Origin of the sequence: Agrobacterium sp. ST15.16.055 (assembly GCF_027956555.1) — a bacterium.
Classification (GTDB): Bacteria; Pseudomonadota; Alphaproteobacteria; order Rhizobiales; family Rhizobiaceae; genus Agrobacterium; species Agrobacterium salinitolerans.
Map to the genome: position 1 here is coordinate 17253 of NZ_JAQKGN010000004.1, position 20803 is coordinate 38055.

16 protein-coding genes are annotated in these 20803 nt (G+C 60.3%); 5 read left to right on the forward strand and 11 right to left on the reverse strand.

Annotation, left to right across the window (positions count from 1 at the left end; genetic code table 11):
- Positions 1–20 precede the first annotated feature (20 nt).
- Positions 21–2810, reverse strand: coding sequence for a bifunctional aconitate hydratase 2/2-methylisocitrate dehydratase (locus tag PL599_RS08295; protein WP_269824369.1), 2790 nt, complete (start codon positions 2808–2810; stop codon positions 21–23).
- A 358-nt stretch (positions 2811–3168) separates the two neighbouring features.
- On the opposite strand from PL599_RS08295, the gene PL599_RS08300 reads away from it, so the two are divergent.
- The 4 genes from PL599_RS08300 to PL599_RS08315 are packed head-to-tail and all read left to right on the forward strand — an operon-like array spanning position 3169 to position 7776.
- A complete protein-coding gene (locus PL599_RS08300) occupies positions 3169–3666 on the forward strand; it encodes a Csu type fimbrial protein (protein WP_271358981.1) in 498 nt (165 codons plus the stop codon).
- A 21-nt stretch (positions 3667–3687) separates the two neighbouring features.
- The gene (locus PL599_RS08305) at positions 3688–4407 is read left to right on the forward strand and encodes a fimbrial biogenesis chaperone (protein WP_137411112.1); all 720 of its coding nucleotides are present in this window, start codon (positions 3688–3690) and stop codon (positions 4405–4407) included.
- A complete protein-coding gene (locus tag PL599_RS08310; RefSeq protein ID WP_271358982.1) occupies positions 4379–6829 on the forward strand; it encodes a fimbria/pilus outer membrane usher protein in 2451 nt (816 codons plus the stop codon). The genes PL599_RS08305 and PL599_RS08310 overlap by 29 nt, the downstream gene beginning before the upstream one ends.
- Positions 6826–7776: a Csu type fimbrial protein gene (locus PL599_RS08315; RefSeq protein WP_077983865.1), complete on the forward strand. Its 951-nt coding sequence runs from the start codon at positions 6826–6828 to the stop codon at positions 7774–7776. Before PL599_RS08310 ends, PL599_RS08315 begins: the two co-directional genes overlap by 4 nt.
- Here the strand turns inward: PL599_RS08315 and PL599_RS08320 are convergent.
- The 4 genes from PL599_RS08320 to PL599_RS08335 form a co-directional block, all read right to left on the reverse strand.
- Entirely contained in the window at positions 7770–9377 is a 1608-nt protein-coding gene (locus tag PL599_RS08320) for an ABC-F family ATP-binding cassette domain-containing protein (RefSeq protein WP_271358983.1), read from the reverse strand. The two genes, PL599_RS08315 and PL599_RS08320, sit on opposite strands and share 7 nt — an antisense overlap.
- 186 nt (positions 9378–9563) lie before the next feature.
- The gene (locus PL599_RS08325) at positions 9564–11366 is read right to left on the reverse strand and encodes an ABC transporter ATP-binding protein (protein ID WP_269824365.1); all 1803 of its coding nucleotides are present in this window, start codon (positions 11364–11366) and stop codon (positions 9564–9566) included.
- Positions 11367–11628: 262 nt separating this feature from the next.
- Positions 11629–11862: a hypothetical protein gene (locus PL599_RS08330; RefSeq protein ID WP_142913816.1), complete on the reverse strand. Its 234-nt coding sequence runs from the start codon at positions 11860–11862 to the stop codon at positions 11629–11631.
- A gap of 114 nt (positions 11863–11976) precedes the next feature.
- Positions 11977–12294: a GCG_CRPN prefix-to-repeats domain-containing protein gene (locus PL599_RS08335; RefSeq protein WP_271358984.1), complete on the reverse strand. Its 318-nt coding sequence runs from the start codon at positions 12292–12294 to the stop codon at positions 11977–11979.
- Positions 12295–12476: 182 nt separating this feature from the next.
- Between PL599_RS08335 and PL599_RS08340 the strand changes: the two genes are divergently transcribed.
- Positions 12477–12680 (forward strand): CsbD family protein, encoded by a 204-nt coding sequence (locus tag PL599_RS08340; RefSeq protein ID WP_077983870.1) that lies wholly within the window; start codon positions 12477–12479, stop codon positions 12678–12680.
- Between the two features lie 106 nt (positions 12681–12786).
- Here PL599_RS08340 and PL599_RS08345 read toward each other — a convergent pair whose 3' ends face one another.
- The 6 genes from PL599_RS08345 to PL599_RS08370 form a co-directional block, all read right to left on the reverse strand.
- Positions 12787–14601: an ABC transporter ATP-binding protein gene (locus PL599_RS08345; RefSeq protein WP_269824363.1), complete on the reverse strand. Its 1815-nt coding sequence runs from the start codon at positions 14599–14601 to the stop codon at positions 12787–12789.
- A gap of 4 nt (positions 14602–14605) precedes the next feature.
- Positions 14606–16390, reverse strand: coding sequence for a gamma-glutamyltransferase family protein (locus PL599_RS08350; protein WP_077983879.1), 1785 nt, complete (start codon positions 16388–16390; stop codon positions 14606–14608).
- A 21-nt stretch (positions 16391–16411) separates the two neighbouring features.
- Positions 16412–17284, reverse strand: coding sequence for an ABC transporter permease (locus PL599_RS08355; protein WP_162520594.1), 873 nt, complete (start codon positions 17282–17284; stop codon positions 16412–16414).
- Between the two features lie 12 nt (positions 17285–17296).
- Positions 17297–18244: an ABC transporter permease gene (locus PL599_RS08360; RefSeq protein ID WP_077983880.1), complete on the reverse strand. Its 948-nt coding sequence runs from the start codon at positions 18242–18244 to the stop codon at positions 17297–17299.
- A gap of 68 nt (positions 18245–18312) precedes the next feature.
- Entirely contained in the window at positions 18313–19821 is a 1509-nt protein-coding gene (locus tag PL599_RS08365) for an ABC transporter substrate-binding protein (RefSeq protein ID WP_173991670.1), read from the reverse strand.
- A gap of 75 nt (positions 19822–19896) precedes the next feature.
- Positions 19897–20670, reverse strand: coding sequence for a FadR/GntR family transcriptional regulator (locus PL599_RS08370; protein ID WP_142913820.1), 774 nt, complete (start codon positions 20668–20670; stop codon positions 19897–19899).
- Positions 20671–20803 lie beyond the last annotated feature (133 nt).

Genomic DNA, 20803 nt, shown 5'->3' on the forward strand with positions numbered 1-20803 from the left:
GCGCCGCGACGCTCACAATCTTAGTAGTGCACCGACTGGGAATCGATCGGCGTTACCTTCGGCGGAGCGAACTTCGTCAGGTCGATCCCATCGACAGCAGAACGATACTCCTCGATGCTCGGCGTGCGGCCGAGGATGGCAGAAAGCACGACGACCGGGGTGGAGGCCAGGAGCGATTCACCCTTCTTTTCGGCGCTGTCTTCAACCACGCGGCCCTGGAAGAGGCGAGTCGACGTCGCAAGAACCGTATCGCCCTTTGCAGCCTTTTCCTGGTTGCCCATGCAAAGGTTGCAGCCCGGGCGCTCGAGATACAGGATGTTTTCGTATTCGGTGCGGTTCGTTGTCTTCGGATTGATATCATCGAATTCGAAGCCGGAATATTTTTGGAGGATTTCCCAATCTCCTTCCGCCTTCAACTCATCGATGATGTTGTAGGTCGGTGCAGCGACGACGAGCGGTGCCTTGAACTCGACCTTGCCTTCGGCCTTTTCGAGGTTCCGCAGCATCTGCGCAACGATCTTCACGTCACCCTTATGTACCATGCACGAGCCGACAAAGCCGAGATCGACTTTCTTTGTCGCGCCGTAGTAGGAAACCGGGCGGATTGTGTCATGCGTGTAGCGTCTGGAAACGTCGTTATTGTTGACGTCAGGGTCTGCGATCATCGGCTCGTTGATGACATCGAGATCTACCACGACTTCCGCGAAATATTTCGCATTCGCGTCCGGCTTCAAGGCTGGCACTTCACCTGAACGGATCTCGGCAATACGTTGATCTGCCTTAGCAATCAGACCTTTCAGGGTCTGTGCGGAATTGTCCATGCCCTTGTCGATCATGATCTGGATGCGCGACTTGGCTATTTCCAGCGACTCGATCAGCGTCTCGTCTTCGGAAATGCAGATCGACGCCTTGGCCTTCATTTCGGCCGTCCAGTCAGTGAAGGTGAAGGCCTGGTCGGCAAGCAGCGTACCGAGATGGACTTCGATGATACGGCCCTGGAAGACGTTGTCGCCGTGCTGCTGAAGCATCTGCGCCTGCGTGGCGTGCACCACGTCGCGGAAGTCCATATAGGGCTGCATCGTGCCCTTGAAGGTAACCTTGACCGATTGCGGGATCGGCATGGTCGCTTCACCGGTTGCAAGCGCCAGCGCGACGGTACCGGAGTCGGCACCGAAGGCGACGCCCTTCGACATGCGGGTGTGGCTGTCGCCGCCGATGATGATTGCGCGGTCATCCACGGTGATGTCGTTCAGCACCTTGTGGATCACATCTGTCATGGAATGATAGACGCCCTTCGGGTCACGACCCGTGATGACGCCGAAATTGTGCATGAAGGCCATGAGCTTCGGCGTGTTGGCCTGCGCCTTCTTGTCCCAGACGGAGGCCGTGTGGCAGCCCGACTGGTAGGCGCCGTCCACCAGCGGCGAAATGACGGTGGCCGCCATTGCTTCCAGTTCCTGCGCGGTCATCAGGCCGGTCGTATCCTGCGAGCCGACGATGTTGACCTTGACGCGGACGTCGGAGCCGGCATGCAGCACCTTGCCGGGTGTGACGCCGACGGCGTTGCGGTTGAAAATCTTCTCAACCGCAGTGAGGCCCTGGCCTTCGATGGAAATTTCCTTGTTGGGCGCGAAGACCGGAGTGGCCTCGACACCAAGCGTTTCAGCCGCGAATGTCTGGAGCTTCTTGCCGAAGACGATAGCATAGGAGCTGCCGGCTTTCATGAACTCCATCTTCTGGGGCGTGAAGGAAGAGGCGAGGTCCACCAGTTCCGTGCCGTTCTCGTCACGAAGCTTGTAGTTTTTGGCATCGATCTTCAACACGGTCCCGGTTTCGACCGAATATTTCTGTTCGAGGATCGGGTTGCCGTCATTGTTGAGGATCGGTTTGCCGTCTTCGCCGAGCTTCTTCACCCAGTTTTTCAGGTTGATGCCGATGCCGCCGGTCACATCGACGGTGGTGGCGAAAATCGGCGAGATGCCGTTGGTGCCGGCGACGATGGGAGCGTAATTGACGAAGGGCACATAGGGGCTGGCCTGCTTGCCAGTCCACAGCGCCACGTTGTTGACGCCGGACATGCGCGACGAGCCAACACCCATCGTACCCTTTTCGGCGATCATCATCACCCGCTTGTCCGGATGCTGCTGCTGCAACGCGACGATTTCCGCCTGCGCTTCCGGCGAGATCATACACTGGCCGTGCAGCTGGCGGTCCGAGCGCGAATGCGCCTGGTTGCCGGGAGACAGAAGGTCGGTCGAAATATCGCCTTCGGCGGCGATGAAAGTAACGATCTTGATCTCGTCTTCGACATCGGGAAGCTTGGTGAAAAATTCTGCCTTGGCGTAGCTTTCCAGAACGTCCCTGGCGATGGCGTTGCCGGCCTTGTAGGCGTCACGCAGGCGGAACATGTCGGCATCGTAAAGGAAGACCTGGGTCTTCAGCACTTCACCGGCTTGGGCGGCAATCGCAGCGTTGTTACCGAGCGCGATATCGAGCAGCACCTTGATCGACGGGCCGCCCTTCATGTGCGACAGCAGCTCCAGCGCAAAGGAAGGCGTGATCTCCGGCACGATCGCTTCGCCGAGGATGATCTGCTTCAGGAAAGCGGCCTTGACGCCGGCGGCGCTCGTGGTGCCGGGCAGGGTGTTGTAGATGAAGAACTTCAGCGCATCGGCGCGGTATTCGCTGCCGGCATCCTTGATGAGCTCGATGATTTCGGCCGTCAGCGCGCCGTCATCAATGGGTTTGGGTGCGAGACCCAGTGTTTCTCTGCTTTTGATTTCAGCCAGGTAATCCAGGTAAAGGTTCATCGCAATCCCAACGTCATGGTGTCTATGGAGCCGAACACAGCCTCACCGAACGGTACTGTTGATCGGCCCGGGTTTCTGTCGATTTCGAGTACGCCAACCGGGGCCGGCTGACAAGATGTCGCATTTCAGTAAAAAAGCCGTAGACGGGTTTTAGCGCCGATCGTGTGCTTTGCGATCACGCCGTGGCACTTTTGATTGTGGCAGCCGCCGCATTTCAGCCAGTGGTTTTTCAGACGTCAGCTTTAAGGATTTATTAACCAAATCAGGACGAGTATTAGATTATTCTAATTACCCGTTATTGGCGTAGTTGCATGTTGCGCATCGAAAAACCGGCAGCGCAGCAGCTTGGGGAGGCAGCATGAAGTTTGCAGCATCAGGCTATTTGTTATCATTTGCGGCGCTGGTTCTCACCCCGGCATCCGGCGTCGCCCAGGTCGCCACGACGAATTTCAACGTCCAGATCACCATTCAGGCCGCATGCCAGATCAATTCCGCCGGCAACCTTGATTTCGGCACGAATGGTGTGATCGGCAGCAATATCGATGCGACCAGCGACATTGTCGTGCAATGCACAGCCAGTACCCCTTTCAGTCTCGGCCTCAGCGCCGGCGCTGGCTCGGGCGCGACGGTCGCCAACCGTCTGATGACATCGCCTGGCGGCGCGACCATTTCCTACTCCCTTTATACAAGTGCGGCGCATAGCACGGTGTGGGGCAACACTGTGGGAACGGACCGGCAAACGGGAACGGGAACCGGAGCGCCACAGACATTCACTGTCTATGGGCGCGTTCCTGCCCAGACGACACCTGCGGTCGGCGTCTATACCGATACGGTGACGGCCACGCTCAACTACTGATCGCCACAGGGAGGATCGCGCATGCGTGTTTTTACCTTAGCGGCTGCGTTTTTTGCCGGTTTGACTGTTTCATCTTCACAGGCTGCATCGCTGCGGGTCGCCCCCGTACTTCTGGATCTTAAAGCGCCCACGGCGGCCTCCAGCCTCCGCATCTGGAACGATGCGAAAACCCCGATCAACGTTCAGGTCAGAATATTCCGCTGGACCCAGAAAAATGGGCAGGACGTCTATACGGCGGCGCAGGACGTCGTCGCCAGCCCGCCGATGACGCAGCTGAAGGGCGGTGCGGAGAACCTTATCCGCATCGTCCGGCTTTCCAAGGCCCCGCTGCGCGCCGAAGAGAGCTACCGCGTCATCGTCGATGAGTTGCCGCCGGCGGGAAGACCGCAATCCGGCACGGTTAATCTGGTGGTGCGCCACTCCATACCCGTTTTCTTCTCGCCCGCTTCCACAGGTGATGCGGAACCGGCCTGGAAGATAACACCGCAGGGCAATGGCTACCGGGTGTCGGTGTCAAATACGGGCGAGAGGCGGATAAGGATCGCCAACCTGATGCTTTCCGGCGGCAACGGGCAGGCGATTGCCCGGCAGCAGGGGCTGGTGGGATATGTGCTTGGCGGGTCCGCCGCAAGCTTTGTGGTTCCGGCAACGGGCGGCAAGAGAGGCGGCGGCACGCTGAAGATTTCGGCAGACAGCGAAGGCGGCCCCGTCAATGCGACGGCGCGCGTCTCGGGCGGCTGATCTCGCCGTTTTGACGATTGCCGCTCTGACGGTCATTTCATCGGGCAAATTTTCCGTGGCGCAGGATATACCTCCTGCGGCGCAACCGGCCTCTTTTGCCGCAAAAGAAGCGGGACAGTTGCAGCTCGAAGTCTACATCAACGATGTTTCGACAGAACTGATCGCCACATTTCGTCAAAACGACGCCGGATCGTTTCTGATCGAACCGGAACAGCTGAACAATATCGGGATTTCTCCGGTTGAAAGCGCTACCGGCGATGATGGCTGGATCGATATTTCCCGGCTGCCGGATGTGGTGGCGCGTTACGATGAAGGTAGCCAGTCCATGCATTTCACCCTGCCGATGGCGGCGCGGGCAAACAGGGTGATCGACGCCTCCGGCAAGATTGCGCAGGAAGAAGACGAAGAGACCCGGGAAAAGGCCACGAGCGATTTTGGAGGTCTGGTGAATTACACGATCTACGGTTCCTCCGGCGGCAACAAATGGTCTGACATCGCCGATTTCAACGGTGTCTCGGCCCTTTTGGAAAGCAGGGCATTCGGTCCGCTCGGCGTGCTCTCCTCATCGCAGGTTTTGAGCACATCGCGCCTGTCGGAGTTCGATACCCAGCGCCTCGATACCACCTGGAGCTATTCAGACGAAGAAACGCTGACGAGCTACCGGGCCGGCGATCTGATTACCGGCGGGCTGAGCTGGACACGCCCAACGCGGCTCGGCGGCCTGCAGATCCGCCGCAATTTCGACCTGCGGCCGGATATCGTCACCATGCCGATGCCGGAATTTGCAGGTTCAGCGGCCGTGCCCTCCACTGTCGACGTCTATGTCAACAACATCCGCCGTCTGTCGCAGGATGTTCCCGAAGGGCCGTTTTCCATCACCAATCTTCCCGTTATCAGCGGCGCGGGCAATGCGAGGCTGGTGGTGCGGGATGCGCTGGGCCGCGAAACCGTATCCGAAACGCCCTTTTATACGTCACCGGACCTGCTGGCGAAGGGTCTCGTCGATTTTTCAGCGGAGCTCGGTTTTGCCCGGCGCAATTACGGAGCCTCTTCCTTCGATTACGACGAAAAATTGCTCGGATCGGCGACGGTTCGTTACGGCCTGTCTGATGGCCTGACGCTTGAGGGCCATGCGGAAGGCGGCGAGGATTTCTATAATATCGGCCTTGGCGGCGTCTTCACGCTTGGAGCCCATGGGCTGGCGGCGATTTCCGGCGCATCCAGCCGCTTTGGCGAGGAAAGCGGCCACCAGCTCTCCGCAAGCGTCGAAGCCGAATTGCTCGGGCTCAAATTTCACGCCCGGTCGCAACGGGCATTCGGCGATTATCACGACATGGCGTCGGTCTCCGCCGATAGCTCGACACTCAGGACGATCTCCGGCCTGCTGAGCGCGCGGCCGCCGCGTGCCGTGGATCAGATTTCCGTTTCCACACAGCTTGCTTTCGATGAAACGAGCCTGAACTTTTCCTATACGCAGGTGGAAACCTTCGATGAAAGGAAATCCCGGTTGCTCGGCCTTTCTGCCACGCGGCCGTTCGGCGAGAACGGCAATATCTTCATCACCGCCTATAAGGACCTTGAGGACAGCCAATCCTACGGCGTCTTCGCGGGCCTGTCCTGGTCGTTCGGCGGTGGCGTCTCCGGCTCGGCCGGCATGTCGTCGGATGCGGATGGCTATTCGCTAACAGCAGAGGTCGGAAAATCCGAAGAACAGGCCGAGGGAAGTTATGGCTGGCGCCTGCGCGGCTCGACCGGCGGCAACGATATCGCCTCCGTTTCCGGCAGTTACCGCGGCAGCACCGCCCGCGTTTCGGCCGGCGTCGATCAATTCAACCGCACGACACAGGCCTATGCGCAGATCGAAGGATCGATAGCGCTCGCCGGCGGCGATGTCTTTGTCGGCAACCGGATCGATGACGCTTTCGCCGTGGTGGATGCGGGCGCGCCCGGCGTCGATATCCTTTTGGAAAACCGCCCCATCGGGCAGACCAACCGCCGCGGCAAGATATTGCTTCCGAACCTTCGTTCCTACGACGTCAATAACATCACGCTCGACCCCAGCAATCTTCCGGTCGACGCCCGCATAGACCGCACGAAACAGACCGTGACGCCGACCGACCGCGCGGGGGCCGTGGTCAATTTCAAGGTGGAAACCGAGGGACAGGTGGCGCTGGTGACGCTGAAAGGCGAGAGCGGCGAGTTCATCGAAACCGGATCGACCGGCAAAATTGACGGCAAGCGCGATTTTATCGTCGGTTATGACGGACAGGCCTATCTCGACAATATCAGCGAAACGCATCGGCTCCGCATCAAGCAGCCGACGAAGGGCGCTTGCGAAGCACAGATCACCGTGCCCTCTGCCGACCCCTCTGCCGGCGAGACGCGCGCAACTTTCGAAGCCCTATGCAGGAGCATCCAATGAAGGCCCTGACCCGTGCCGCCCTTGCCATCGCAGCCTTCCTCTCGGCTTCACCGGTACTGGCGCAAAGCTGCACCTTCAGCATGTCGGACATGAATTTCGGTTTCGTCAATCTCGCAAGCGGCAGCGCCGTGGACACGACGGCGACACTGTCGGTCACCTGTTCCAACCCGTTGTCGCTGGGGCTTTCCATCCGCATATGCCCCAACATCAATGCCGGAAGCGGCGGACAGTCGGGCGGCATCCGTCGCATGCTTCAGGGCAGCAACATCCTCAACTACCAGCTTTACCAGAACTCGGCGCGAACGACCTCCTGGGGATCGGTCACGCAGCCCGCACTCGGTTCGCCTCCGCCAATCGATATGGCGTTGCCGCTCCTGATCAACACCACGAGCCGCACGGTCTATGGCCGGATCAACGCCGGTCAGGCCTCGGCAGCGCGCGGCCTATACCTCTCCAGCTTTGCCGGCGCGGAAACGAGCTTCACCTATACGACCTTTACCCTGCTTGCACCAAGTTGCTCTTCCGTGACCCAGAACCCCACGCAAGTGCCGTTCAACGTGTCGGCCGCGGTGGCGCCCACATGCATCATCTCGGCCCAGAACATCGATTTTGGCAGTCATGGCGTCTTGAACACGGCAGTCAATGCGACCGGAGCGATCAATCTGACCTGCACCACCAATCTGAACTATAGTGTCGCGCTCAATGGCGGCCTGAGCAACAGCCCGCCGGCCGCGCGCCAGATGGTGCAGGGAGGCGCATCTATAATCTATGGTCTCTACCGCGACGCAAACCGCACGAATGTCTGGGGAAGTGCGGCAGGCGAGATAGCCACCGGCACCGGAACAGGCGGCTTGCAAACACTGACCGTCTATGGCCGCGTCCCCGCGCAGACCACGCCGGCGCCGGGGAACTACTCCGATACGGTCGTCGTGACGGTGAACTACTGAGGGCCGGAACGCACCTCTGACTTTCCAAGTTCCAGCCGCCGATCGATGCCGATGCCGGCGAGAAACGCCTCATCATGGCTGACGACCAGCAAGGCGCCGTCATAGGCCCGAACGCCAACCTCCACGGCGGCGATGGAATCAATATCCAGATGGTTGGTCGGCTCATCAAGAATAAGCAATTGCGGAGGCTGCGGGCCTCCCAGAACACAGGCGAGACCTGCCCTGAGCATCTGCCCGCCCGAGAGTGTTGCAACGATCTGCAAGGCGGCATCGGCACGAAACATGAAGCGCGCAAGGGCGGCGCGGCAGGCATTGTCCCCCGCCTTCGGATTAAGCCGAAGGAAGTTGTCGCGGATGGACAGGCTCGCGTCGAGCAGGCTGACCTGCTGATCGAGAAACACGGACTTCACCCCGACATGTACCACCCCCTCAGACGGCGGCAAGTCCCCCGTGATCACCGAAAGCAGCGTCGTTTTTCCCGATCCGTTCGGGCCGGTTACGGCAACGCGTTGCGGCCCGGTAATTTCGAAGGACAGGTCGCGAAGCACGGGGTGTTCGGCCCGATACCCCGCAGTCAGGTTCTGCAGGCTGAGCACGGTTTTTGTCGTGTGCAGGCCGCTGGGCGGCAATGTAACACTGACGCCCTGCAGGATTTCGATCCGTTCCCGCGCCGTATTCAGATCGTCCGTCGCCTCGGCCGTCAGGCGGCTGGCCAGATTGGCGTTGTCGCCGCTCGTCTTTTCGGCACGCCTCTTCATCGCACCAACAAGGATACGGGGCATGTCTCCCCTCGCCGCTTTTGCGGCACCCCTGCTGTCACGGCGGGCCTTGCGCTCCAACGCCTCCTGTGAACGGCGCCTGACCTCGGACAGACGCTTTTCCGCATTCGCGAAGTCCTGTTCGGCGGCGGCCAGCTCCAGCGCCTTTTGTGCGCGGTAGTGGCTCCAGTTGCCGCCGTAACGGGTAACACCGAGCGTGGTCATTTCGACGATGGCATCGAGGGTTTCGAGAAGCTCCCGATCGTGGCTGACGACGATCGCTCCGCCGCGCCAGGCCGCCAGAAAATCGGCAACGAAAATGCGCCCCTCCCGGTCGAGATTATTGGTCGGTTCGTCAAGGATCAGGAAATCCGGCGCGGCGTGGATTTGCGCCGCAAGTGCGGCCCGCGTGCGCTGCCCGCCGGAAAGCGCCGAAAGCGGCGTGGAGGGCAAGGCGTCCAGCCCGACCTGCGCGAGCGCCTTGGCAATTTCCTCCTCCAGCATCCAGTCAATGTCCTCAAGCTCATCGATAGTGGCCGTTCCCGACTGCGCACGGGCGAGCGCGTCCAGCGCCTCGCGCGCACCAAACAGGTCGGCGACAGTCTCGTCGGACACAACCTGTACGCTCTGGCGCAGGAGATTGACGCAGCCCGAAACGGAAACCGTGCCCGCCGACGGCGACAACTCGCCGGCGATCAGTTTCAGAAGCGTCGTCTTGCCGACGCCGTTGCGCCCGACAAGGCCGGTGCGTTCGGGTCCGAAGTGAAGGTTGATGTCGGAAAAGAGCGGATGACCGTCAGGTGTGGACCACGAGAGGTCTGAAAGCGTGATGGAATGCGACATGGATATGGGTTCCCCTGATGACAAGGCGTTGTGGCTTTGCGATCGGGTGGAAATCCATGGTTCACCGTCCTGTTGGTGTTGCGCGAAACACGCCCTTACGCAAAAAAAGCGGCGCGCTGATGGCGTAGGTTCAATGTTCGGGTAGTGAACGCCGGGGGAACACCCCCCCCCGGCGTTTCGTTTTTTTCAGGCCACCAGGCCCTTGGTCAGCTCCAGCGCCTGCCGTTCGAACAGCCTGCGGTAGATGCCGTCATGGAGGCGGATCAGCGCCTGGTGGTCACCCTCTTCGACAATCCTGCCCTTGTCGAAGACGAGCAGCCGGTCCAGCGCCCTGACCGTGGACAGCCGATGGGCGATGACCAGCGTGGTGCGGCCGACCATTAGCCGTTCCATCGCCTGCTGGATCTGCACTTCGCTTTCGCTGTCGAGGCTGGAAGTGGCCTCGTCCAGTATCAACACCGGCGCATCCGCAAGGAAAGCACGGGCGATGGCGACACGCTGACGCTCGCCGCCCGACAGCTTGACGCCGCGCTCACCCACCATCGTCTCATATCCCTTGGGAAGGGACATGATGAAATCATGGGCGCTCGCCTGTTTCGCCGCCTGCTCGATCTGACGCCGCGTGGCGTCCGGCCGGCCATAGGCGATGTTTTCCGCCAGCGTGCGGTGGAACAGGATGGGCTCCTGCTGCACGATGGCGATCTGGCCGCGCAGGCTGGACTGCGTAACCCCGGCGACATTCTGGTCGTCGATGCGGATTTCTCCCGACTTGATGTCGTAAAGCCGCTGGATGAGCTTGACGAAGGTTGTCTTGCCCGAACCGGAATGGCCGACCAGGCCCACCCGTTCACCCGCCTTGATGGTGACCGAAAAGTCATCGTGAAGCGGCGTGGGATGCGCGCCATACTGGAAGGTGACGTGATCGAAGACGATCTCGCCCTTTCCTATCCTGATCGGTACGGCGTCCGGCCTGTCCTCGATGCCGAGCGGCATCTTGTCCAGCAGCACCAGCTCTTCCATGTCGTTGACGGCGCGTTGCAGGTTGCGGATATCCTGCCCCACATCGCGCAGATAACCCTGCAACACGAAGAACATCGCCAGCACGAAGGTAATGTCGCCCGGCGTCGCCAGCCCCTGTCGCCACATGATGAGGCCCGTACCCAGAATGCCGGCCTGCATGGAGACCATCATGAAGCTCTGGATCGTGCCGTTCAGCGTGCCGCGCTTCCATGTCCTGCGTGTGCGGTGATCCCACTTCACCAGCACATGGCCCAGGCGCGTTTCCTCGCGGGCCTCGGCGCCAAAGGCCTTGACCACTGAATTGCAGCTGATGGCGTCCGCCAGCGCGCCGCCAAGTCTGGTATCCCAGGCATTGGCAAGCCTTGCCGCCGGCGAAACATAGCCCATCGAAAGCCCCACGGTCACGCCGATATAGATCAGCGATCCGAGACCGACGATCAGGCCCATGACCGGCCAGTAGCTGCCGAGCACAATGGTGGCGCCCACCAGCATGACGATGGAAGGCAGAAGTGCGACCAGCAGAAGGTCGTTGAGCGAATCCAGCGCCCACATGCCGCGCGTGATCTTGCGCACCGTGGAGCCGGCGAAGCTGTTGGCATGCCAGTCGGTGGAGAAACGCTGCACCTTGTGGAAGCCGTTATTGGCGACATCCGCCATGATTTTCAGCGTCAGCCGGATGATGCCGTTGAAGATGAACCAGCGCAGCACAACGCTCACCAGCCCCAGAGACACCACGATGACAAAGGCGCGCAGCGCCTTATCTGCCCCGTTGCCGGCCTCGTCTCCACCGGCAATGGCATCGACGATCTGGCCGGAAAAGACCGGCACCATCACTTCAGCCAGCGTGCTGGCAATCACCAGAACGATGATGAAACCCACCAGCGCCGGCCGATGACGCCAATGGTTGAAAACAAAGCCGAGCACATGTCGATAGGCATCGGCGCGGAAATCGAGCTTCTTGCGAGTCATTTTTACCAGCCCAGCGCCCTATAATCGGCGACCGGTCCTCAAAACGGAAGTTGGATGGCACAGCCCGCGCGGGAGACGAAGTGATCCCGTCAGATCAATCGGGCTATGGGGGAAATAAAACCGCATGTCGGGCGCGCAATCGGCGGGCCGCGAATGGATATGACCTAGTGTCGGGTCATTCCCTGCGGGAGGGTTTCGAAGAATGCCGGTGTCATGCAACGCCTCCCTTTGTTCGATCTGACGCGGTAGCGAGATTTGTAACTCAACGGCCGGAGCTTGCCAAGCGGGTTTTTGCAACCGACTGGGGAGTGATGCGGAAACACCACACCAGCTGGATGCGCAAGCGGAAAGTCGAGATGGTATCGGCCATTACCGGTCGTTCCATCTGCGCATTCGTGTCCTTCACCACCGGTCCCCACTTGGCGATTGCCACCGCAAGGTGGGCCTTCAGCTCATCCAGCGAAGGACGACGATCCTGGCGCTGAAAATACGCCATGCACGCGACAACCGCCGGATCGGCGAAATCGGTGTGGGATTCTTTTCCGGATCGTAAGGACCTCACCGGGCCCTATGAGAAAGGCCCTCCCGAGGTGGGGAGGGCCTTGCCAGATCAGTATCGATAATAGTCGCGTCGGTCGCGATAATCCCTGCGGTCGCGCCACTCGCGCCATTCCCGTCTGGCCTGATGCTCGCGCCATTCACGGCGGGCTTCCCAGCGGTCGCGCCTGTCCCAGCCGCGCTCATAACGCTGCCCGTTCGGACGACAATAGCCGCGCGGGGTCAAATGGAAACCGCGTCCGCAGGCATAGTCCACCTTTTGAATGTAGGTCGCCGAAGGTGCAGACGGTTGACCGACAGGCATGGCGTTCGCGCCGGTGCCAAACAGGACGCCCAAAATCAGTCCGGCGGTTAAAATCATCTTGCGCATCTTATCTCCCTCCTTGTGGGATGAGAGGATTTAGCGCCCCGCCGCGTGAACTGCCGCTGAATGAATCGTGATCTTTTCGTGGCAGCAGGCCACAGTTGCGCCGAACATAACGACCGCTGGACGGAACCCTGCGCACGCTCGGACATTTACAGGTGCAAGCCAAACAAAATGGGAGAGCACCGATGGATTGGAATCGCGTTGAAGGCAACTGGAAGCAGATGAAGGGCAAGGTCAAGGAGCAGTGGGGCAAACTCACCGACGACGATCTTGACGTCATCGACGGCAAGCGCGAGCAGTTGGAAGGCAAGATTCAGGAGCGCTACGGCTACGAAAAAGACCAGGCCCGGAAAGATATCGACGACTGGTATGGTAGTCAGCGCTGGTAAGATCAAACCCGCGTCGTGAACTGACCCCCGAAAGTTGGACACCCAACTTCGGGGGTTTTTCTTTGGCGTGCTATTGCGTTGACAACGAAAAGATAAGCTTCCCGGACTAAGTCTGGACCTGCACCAGATGGCCGGGCGAAACGGTCCTGTAGTTCCGCACCGGTGTTTCATATCCCACTGCCCGTATCGGGCTTTTCAGCTCGTCATTGGATATGCCGCGCCTTATCCCGCGCCTTGCCGGATCAGGCACGGGCACGGCTGCCATGAGCTTTTTCGTATAGGGATGCTGCGGATTGTCGAAAACCGCCGCACGCGGCCCGATCTCCACGATCTCCCCGAGATACATCACCGCCACACGATGGCTGACGCGCTCCACCACCGCCATGTCATGCGAAATGAACAGGAAAGCGAGGTTGAGGCTCTGTTGCAGGTCGAGCAGCAGGTTGCAGACCTGCGCCTTGATCGAAACATCGAGCGCCGAGACGCTTTCATCGGCAACGATGACCTTGGGATCGAGCGCCAGCGCACGGGCAATCGCGATGCGCTGGCGCTGGCCGCCGGAAAACTCATGAGGGTAGCGGCTGGCCATATCGGCGGACAGACCCACCTTTTCGAGAAGATCGGCAGTCTTTTCCTTCGCCTGTCTGGTGTTGCCCAGTTTGTGCTTGATAAAGGGCTCGGAAATCGCCGTGCCCACTGTCATGCGCGGATTGAGCGACGAGAACGGGTCCTGAAAGATCATCTGCACGGATTTGCGCATATTGCGCAGGCCAACCGTATCGAGCCGCATCACATCGTAACCGTCGAGCGACACGTCGCCGGACGTCGGCTCCACAAGCCGCATGATCGAGCGGCCGGTGGTTGATTTTCCGCAGCCGGATTCCCCAACCAGCGACAGCGTTTCCCCCTGAAACAGATCGAAGGACACGTTTTCCACCGCATGGACCGCGCCCGTCTGGCGCGCCAGTAGGCCGGAGCGGATGGCAAAACGCGTCACCAGGTTCTTGACCGATAGAACCGGCGTCTGCCCACTCGCAACTGTCCCGGCCACTTCCTGCGGCTCGCTTGAAAGGCCGGTTTTCATGTCGAGCACCGGAAACCGTGTCGGCCATTGCCGGTCGCGCATCGAGCCGAGCTTCGGCACCGCCGAAAGCAGCGCCCGTGTATAGGGGTGCTTACCGCACCGGAAGATGTCTTCCGTCGGTCCGGTCTCGACCTCATCGCCACGATACATCACGATCGTCCGGTCGGCGATTTCGGCCACCACGCCCATGTCATGGGTGATGAAAAGGACCGACATGCCCTCCTCTTCCTGCAGCAGCTTGATCAGATCGAGGATCTGCCCCTGAATGGTGACGTCGAGCGCCGTCGTCGGCTCGTCGGCGATCAGCAGTTTCGGCCGTGAGGCAAGCGCCATGGCGATCATCACCCGCTGGCGCATGCCGCCGGAAAACTGGTGAGGATATTCATCGAAACGACCGGAGGCGTTTGGAATGCGAACCTTTTCCAGAAGCCGCACCGTCTCCGCCCGCGCCTCCTGCTTCGAAAGCCCCTTGTGCCGGATGAGTACTTCAGAAATCTGGCGGCCGATGGTGAAGATCGGATTGAGCGAGGTCATCGGCTCCTGGAAGATCATCGAGATATCGTTGCCGCGCACACCGCGCATTTCCCTTTCGGAAAGCGCAAGAAGATCGCGCCCGTTGAGCAGCACCTCCCCCTCGATCCGGCTGGAGGCCGGGGCGAGCAGGCGCATGAGAGACAGCGACGTCACCGATTTGCCGGAGCCGGATTCCCCGACAATCGCGACGGTTTCGCCAGGCGCGACATCGAAGGACACGTTGCGCACGACGCTCTTCCACGCGCCATCCACGAGGAAGGAGGTGGTGAGGTTACGGACGGAAAGGACGGGTCTTGTCTCCATGGTGTCACCGCCCTACCGCATAGGCCTGCATCAGCCGCGGTGTCGCGGCGGCGCGCAGCAGGCCGTCCGCATCGCGGCGCGCGGCGGTGAGCCGCCCGACCGACCATGCATCGGCAACCGTGACGCGGTGCCCTCGACGGCGAAGCTCCTGCAAGGTCGCCTCGCCCACGGTGCTTTCCACGGTGATTTCGCCCGGCGAACGGGTGCGCGGATAAAACGACCCCGGAAAATGCGCGGTGTGGAACAGCGGCATGTCGATGGCGGCCTGCAGGTTCTTGCCGTGATGGGCATAACGCAGGAAGAAGGGCAATTGCCACTGGTCCTGCTGATCGCCGCCCGGCGTGCCGAACACCATGGAGGGACGCCCCTGATGAAGCGCAAGCGAAGGCGTCAGCGTGGTGCGCGGGCGTTTGCCCGGTGCAAGCGAGGTCGGCAGACCTTCCTTCAGCCAGAACATCTGAGCGCGGGAATTGAGCGCGAAACCGAGACCGGGCACGATGGGCGAGGATTGCAGCCAGCCGCCCGACGGCGTGGTGGAGACCATGTTGCCCCAGCGGTCAATGACATCGATATGCACCGTATCGCCGCGCTTCTCCGTCAGATGCGACATGGTCGGCTCGTAGACCGTGCCGGCGCCGCTCATCTCGGCCAGCATGGCCATCGTGGCGTCCACCTGCTTTTCGTAACCCGGCACAGTGCCGGGGCGCAGCTCCAGCGAGGCCTCGCCGCTTATCAGCGCGCGGCGTCCGGCATTGTAGCCTTCCGACAGGAGATATTCCGTCGGGATCTGCCCGAATTCCGGATCGCCGTAATAGACTTCGCGGTCGGCATAAGCGAGCTTCATGGCTTCAACGATGGTGTGGATGAAATCGGGACCGGACGGGTCCATGGCCGCAATGTCGAAGCCTTTCAGAAGCGCAAGCGATTGCAGCAGAACCGGACCCTGTCCCCAGGCCGGCGTCTTGGCAATCGTCCAATCTTGATAGTCGAGCGTCTGGGGCGCTTCGACGGTCGCGCTCCAGTCCGCCATATCCTGCGCCGTTAACACGCCCTTGTGCCGCGCGCCGCTGGCGTCCATGACTTCCGCAGTCCTCACGTAACGGTCGATAGCTTCCGCAACGAAACCCCGATAGAAGGCGTCGCGCGCCGCCTCGATCTGGTTTTCGCGGCCGGAACGCGCTTCGGCTTCGGTGATAATCCGCTGATAGGTCGCAGCCAGAACCGGATTGCGGAAATTGGCGTGAGGCTCGGGTGCGGCACCACCCGGCAACCACGTCTCATGGGAGGTCGGCCATTCCTTCTCGAAGAAATCGGCCAGCCCCTTGATGGTGGCGGAGACACGCGGCAATGTCGGATGCCCCTGCTCGGCATAATAGATGGCGGGCTCCAGCACGTCGCGCACGCTCATGGTGCCATAATCGCGCAGCATCAGCATCCAGCCGTCGAAGGCACCGGGAATAACGGTGGCCAGCAGCCCATCGCCGGGGATCAGCTTCAGTCCTTCCGACGTGTAGTGTTCGATCGTCGCACCGCTCGGGGCCGGGCCCTGTGCGCAGATGACTTCCACCTTGTCCTTCTTTTTCGAATAAAACACAGCGGGCATATCTCCGCCCGGACCGCAAAGATGCGGCTCGACGATCTGGAGGACAAAACCGGTGGCGACGGCCGCGTCGAAAGCATTGCCGCCTTTTTCGAGGATCGCCATGCCGACGGCCGACGCGATCCAGTGGGTTGAGGTGACGACGCCGAAGGTTCCAAGGATTTCAGGGCGTGTGGTGAATTCATTCATTCCGATATTCCTTGTAAAAAATCATGCTTCGCGCGGATCGAGCGCATCACGCAGGCCGTCGCCCAGAAGATTGAAGCCGATGACGACGAGGAAGATGGCGATGCCGGGCCACATCGTCATCCACGGCGCCTGGCTGAGGAAATTCTTTGCAGTATTCAGCATCGAGCCCCAGGAGGGCGCAGGCGCCTGCTGGCCAAGCCCGAGAAAAGAGAGGCTCGCCTCAGCGATAATGGCGGTCGCAACGGTCAGGGTCGCCTGCACGATGATAGGGGCAAAAACATTCGGCAGGATGTAACGCGTCATGATGTCGATGTGGTTGAGGCCGATGGACCTTGCGCCTTCGACATAGTCTTCGGTTTTGACCGCCAGCACCTGCCCGCGCGTCAGGCGCACGAAAATCGGCATGGCGGAAAGACCGATGGCGATCATCGCATTGGTAAGACTCGGGCCAAGGAAGGCAGCAAGCGCGATTGCCATGATGAGGAACGGCATGGCCAGCAACGCTTCGGTGATGCGGGATATGACCATATCCACCCAGCCGCCGAAATAACCTGAAATCAGGCCAAAGGGCACGCCGATGACCACGGCGATCATCACCGAGACCACGCCCGCCATCAGCGAGGCGCGCGCGCCATAGATCATGCGGGAAAGGATGTCTCGGCCAAGGTCGTCGGTGCCGAGCCAATGGGCGGCCGAGGGCGCCTTGCGGATGGCCGACCAGCTGGTCGCCACCGGATCGGCAATCGGAAGGATCGGCGCGGCAATGGCAAGAACGGCGAAAAACAGCACGATAGCCATGCCGGCAAGCGCCGATTTGTTGCGCTTCATCTTTTTCCAGGCGCGGCTTTCCTGCCGCGTTACCGCTACGGAGAGGTTTTGATCGAGAACGGTCATGATATCGGTGCCTCAGATCGTCGCCCTGAGGCGGGGGTTGAGCAGGACATAGGCAATGTCGGCCAGAAGGTTCATGAGGATGAAGCCGACGGCGGTGCAAAGAACGATGCCCTGCACGACGGCATAGTCGCGGGTGAACACCGCATCGACCGTCATCTTGCCGAAGCCGGGAATGGTGAAAATCTGCTCCGTTAGCACTGCCCCGGCCAGCAATTCGCCGAAGAGCAGCGCCAGAAGCGTGATAACGGGCAGAAGCGCATTGCGGAAACTATGCGACAGAATGATCTCGCGCGGCGAAAGACCCTTGGCTCGGGCAGTGCGGATATAGTCGGAACTGAGCACCGCCACCATCGCCGACCGGGTATGGCGCATCAGCGTTGCCGCAAGCGCGTTGCCCAGCACGAAGGCGGGCATGATCATGGTTTCGATGGAGCGCACGGGATCGACAAATATCGATTCATAACCGGATGCCGGCAACCACCCGAGTTTGACCGACACCAGCAGGATCAGCATGATGCCGAGCCAGAAATTCGGGATAGAGAGGCCGGAAAGCGCAACAATATTGGCCGCGTAATCGATCCAGGTGTTCTTCTTGACGGCGGCGAGAATACCGATCGGAATGCCGATGACCATCGCAAAGAACATCGCCATCACCGCAAGCTGAATGGTGACCGGCAGCTTCTGACCGATGAGTTCCAGCACTGGCTGGTTTGTGCGCAGCGAAATTCCGAAATCGCCCGTCACGACGCCGCCCAGCCAGTTGACATATTGCAGCGGAACCGGGTCGTTCAGGCGATATTTCTCACGCAGGAATTCAATCGTCGCCGGATCGCGCTCTTCGCCAGCCATGGCGAGAACCGGATCTCCCGGCAGCAGTTTTTGCAGCGAGAAGACGAAAATGGAGATGATCAGAAGCGTCGGGATAGCGACAAGCAGTCGCTTGCCGATATAAACAGGCATAGCGTGGCCCTCGTTCGTGCCAATTCGTGAGGGCCGCACGGCAGGGCCGTGCGGCGCATGCGACGTGTTCAGTCCTTGGAGACGCCGAGAAGGCGGATCATACCGTCCGGCGATGGCGCCCAGCCCTTGACCTTGTTGGAAATGGCGTAGGCATAGGGCTGGTGACCGAGATAGATGATCGGCATGTCATCGTTGAGGATGACGCTGGCGGCATCGTATTTTTCCTTGCGCACTGCATCTTCGGTCGAGGCGCGGGCCTCGTTGAGCAGCTTGTCGACCTCAGGATTGCAATATTTCACATCGTTGATGCCGCCCTTGCAGGTGACGAACTGATGCAGGTTGCCATCCGGATCGATGCGTCCCGACCAGTCGGAACGGCTGAGCTGATAATTGCCGGCGGTCTGCTCGGAAAGAAGCGTGGCAAATTCCGTGGCTTTAAGGGTGACGTTGAAGCCGGCTTCCGCGACCATTGACTGGATGACCTGCATCATCTGCGTCTGCGTCGTATTGTTAGCGTGCTGAAGCTCGACGTCGAGTTTTTCGTAACCCGCCTCCTTCATCAGTTGCTTGGCCTTGTCGATATCGCGCGCCGGCACAGGAAGGTTTTGGTTGAACCATGGGCTTGTGGGCGGAAAGGCCTGATTGCCTGCTTTTGACGTACCCTCGAAGACGATCTGGCCGATCGCTTCCCGGTCAATCGCATAAGAAAAGGCCTGACGCAGGCGCTTGTCCTTGCCGAGCGGATTATCCGCGCGGGGGCCGTTGTTGATGTTGACATACATGGCCATGTAGCCCGGACCGATGACATCCGCATAGGTCAGATTGGCGTCGTTCTTGACGGACTCGGCATCGGAGGCCGCGATGCGTTCGGCGATATCGAGGTCTCCCGAGCGAAGATTGGCAAGCTTCACGGTCGTATCCGGGATCGGCAGATAAACGACCCTGTCGACCAGAATTTTGTCCTTGTCCCAATAATCGGCGAATTTCTCGAGCACGATGCGGTCCTGCTGGATGCGCTCGACGAATTTGAACGGTCCGGCGCAGACCGGCTTCGAACCGAAATTGGCGCCCAGTTCCTTGGCCGCCTTCGGCGCGACGATCATACCGGCGCGGTCGGAAAGCTGCGCCAGCAGGGTGACATCCGGCGTCTTCAGGGTGAATTTCACTTCAAGCGGCGCGGTGGCCTCAACCTTTTCGATCGAGGAAAGCTCACTCTTGCGGCGGGATTCCGGCAAGGTCATGTTGCGCTCGATGGTGGCCACGACAGCCGCCGCATCCAGCGTCTCGCCATCATGGAATTTCACGCCGTCGCGGATTTTCATCGTCAGCACCTTGCCGCCGTCGGACCAGGCCCATTCGGTGGCAAGCTGGGGAACGATCTTCATGTCCTGCGAGATATCGACGAGCTTGTCGCACATGGCGGTATAAACGATACGCCCGACGAAGGTGCGCGATTGCGCGGGGTCTAACACGTCGGCGTCGTCATTAAGGCCGATACGCAGTTCGGACGAGATTGCCGGCGCGGACAGGAATGCACCGGCCAACAGGGCGGCGGTCAATGTCTTGATCTTCTTCATGTTCTATCCTCTGGTCTGGTTATCTTTGTTTTTTCATTGGCCGGGTCTGAAAGTCCGGCAGGTCTGCTCTGCCGCCTATGAGGCCGGCGTGAGCGGATTATCGGCATCGCCCGTGCTGCGGGCGCCAATATCTTGTCCGGTTTTCTCCTCCAGAAAGCCGAGCGAGGTGGCGCGGATCAACCTTTCCTGATGCATGAGCAGGTGCTGGCGCATCGCTTCGCCAGCTCTTGCGGGGTCACGATCGGCGATGGCGTCGACGATCGCTATGTGCTGTTCGAAGGAAGCCTTGCCGTTCGTGCCGCTGCGGCGCGCCAGCTCCCGTATCGACTGCCATGCATCGTCCTGGCGAATGCGGTTGATGACATCGAAGATGGACAGGAACAATTTGTTGCCGGCGCTCTGGGCGATCTGGCGGTGAAGCGAACCATCCCACAACTCCTTGGCGTCGGCATCCGTGCTCTGGCCGGTCTTGTGGACGAGGGCGCGCATGCGCTCCACCTCGGCCGGCTTGGCGCGCATGGCCGCAAGCTGCGCCAGTTGCGGCTCGATGCGAAGACGCACTTCCATGATTTCCATGATATCCGTGCCGGCCACCAGTTCCGTCACCTGGGCGGACCAATCGTCGGGCTTTTCACCCACAAAGGTTCCCGCCCCCTGCCGTCTCCAGATCAGACCTTCGGCTTCGAGAACCTCAAGAGCGCGACGGACCGCACGCCGGCCGACATTGAAGGTTTCCGCAAACGCCCGCTCCGTCGGCAGGCGACGGTCTTTCGCAAGATCCTGCGCCTGAATATACGCGCGCAATTTTCCTAGCGCATAGTTGGAGTTGTCGTTGGGGTTCACCGTCACGTCGTACCATTTACTGAACCAATCTCACATTGGTTCATTTGGTTCGAAATTTTCGCCGACGTCAAGCCTATTTTTGAGCGATAATTACTGACGCTCAAAATATGGGCATTTGGCGGTTTTTTGAAGTTTGGCG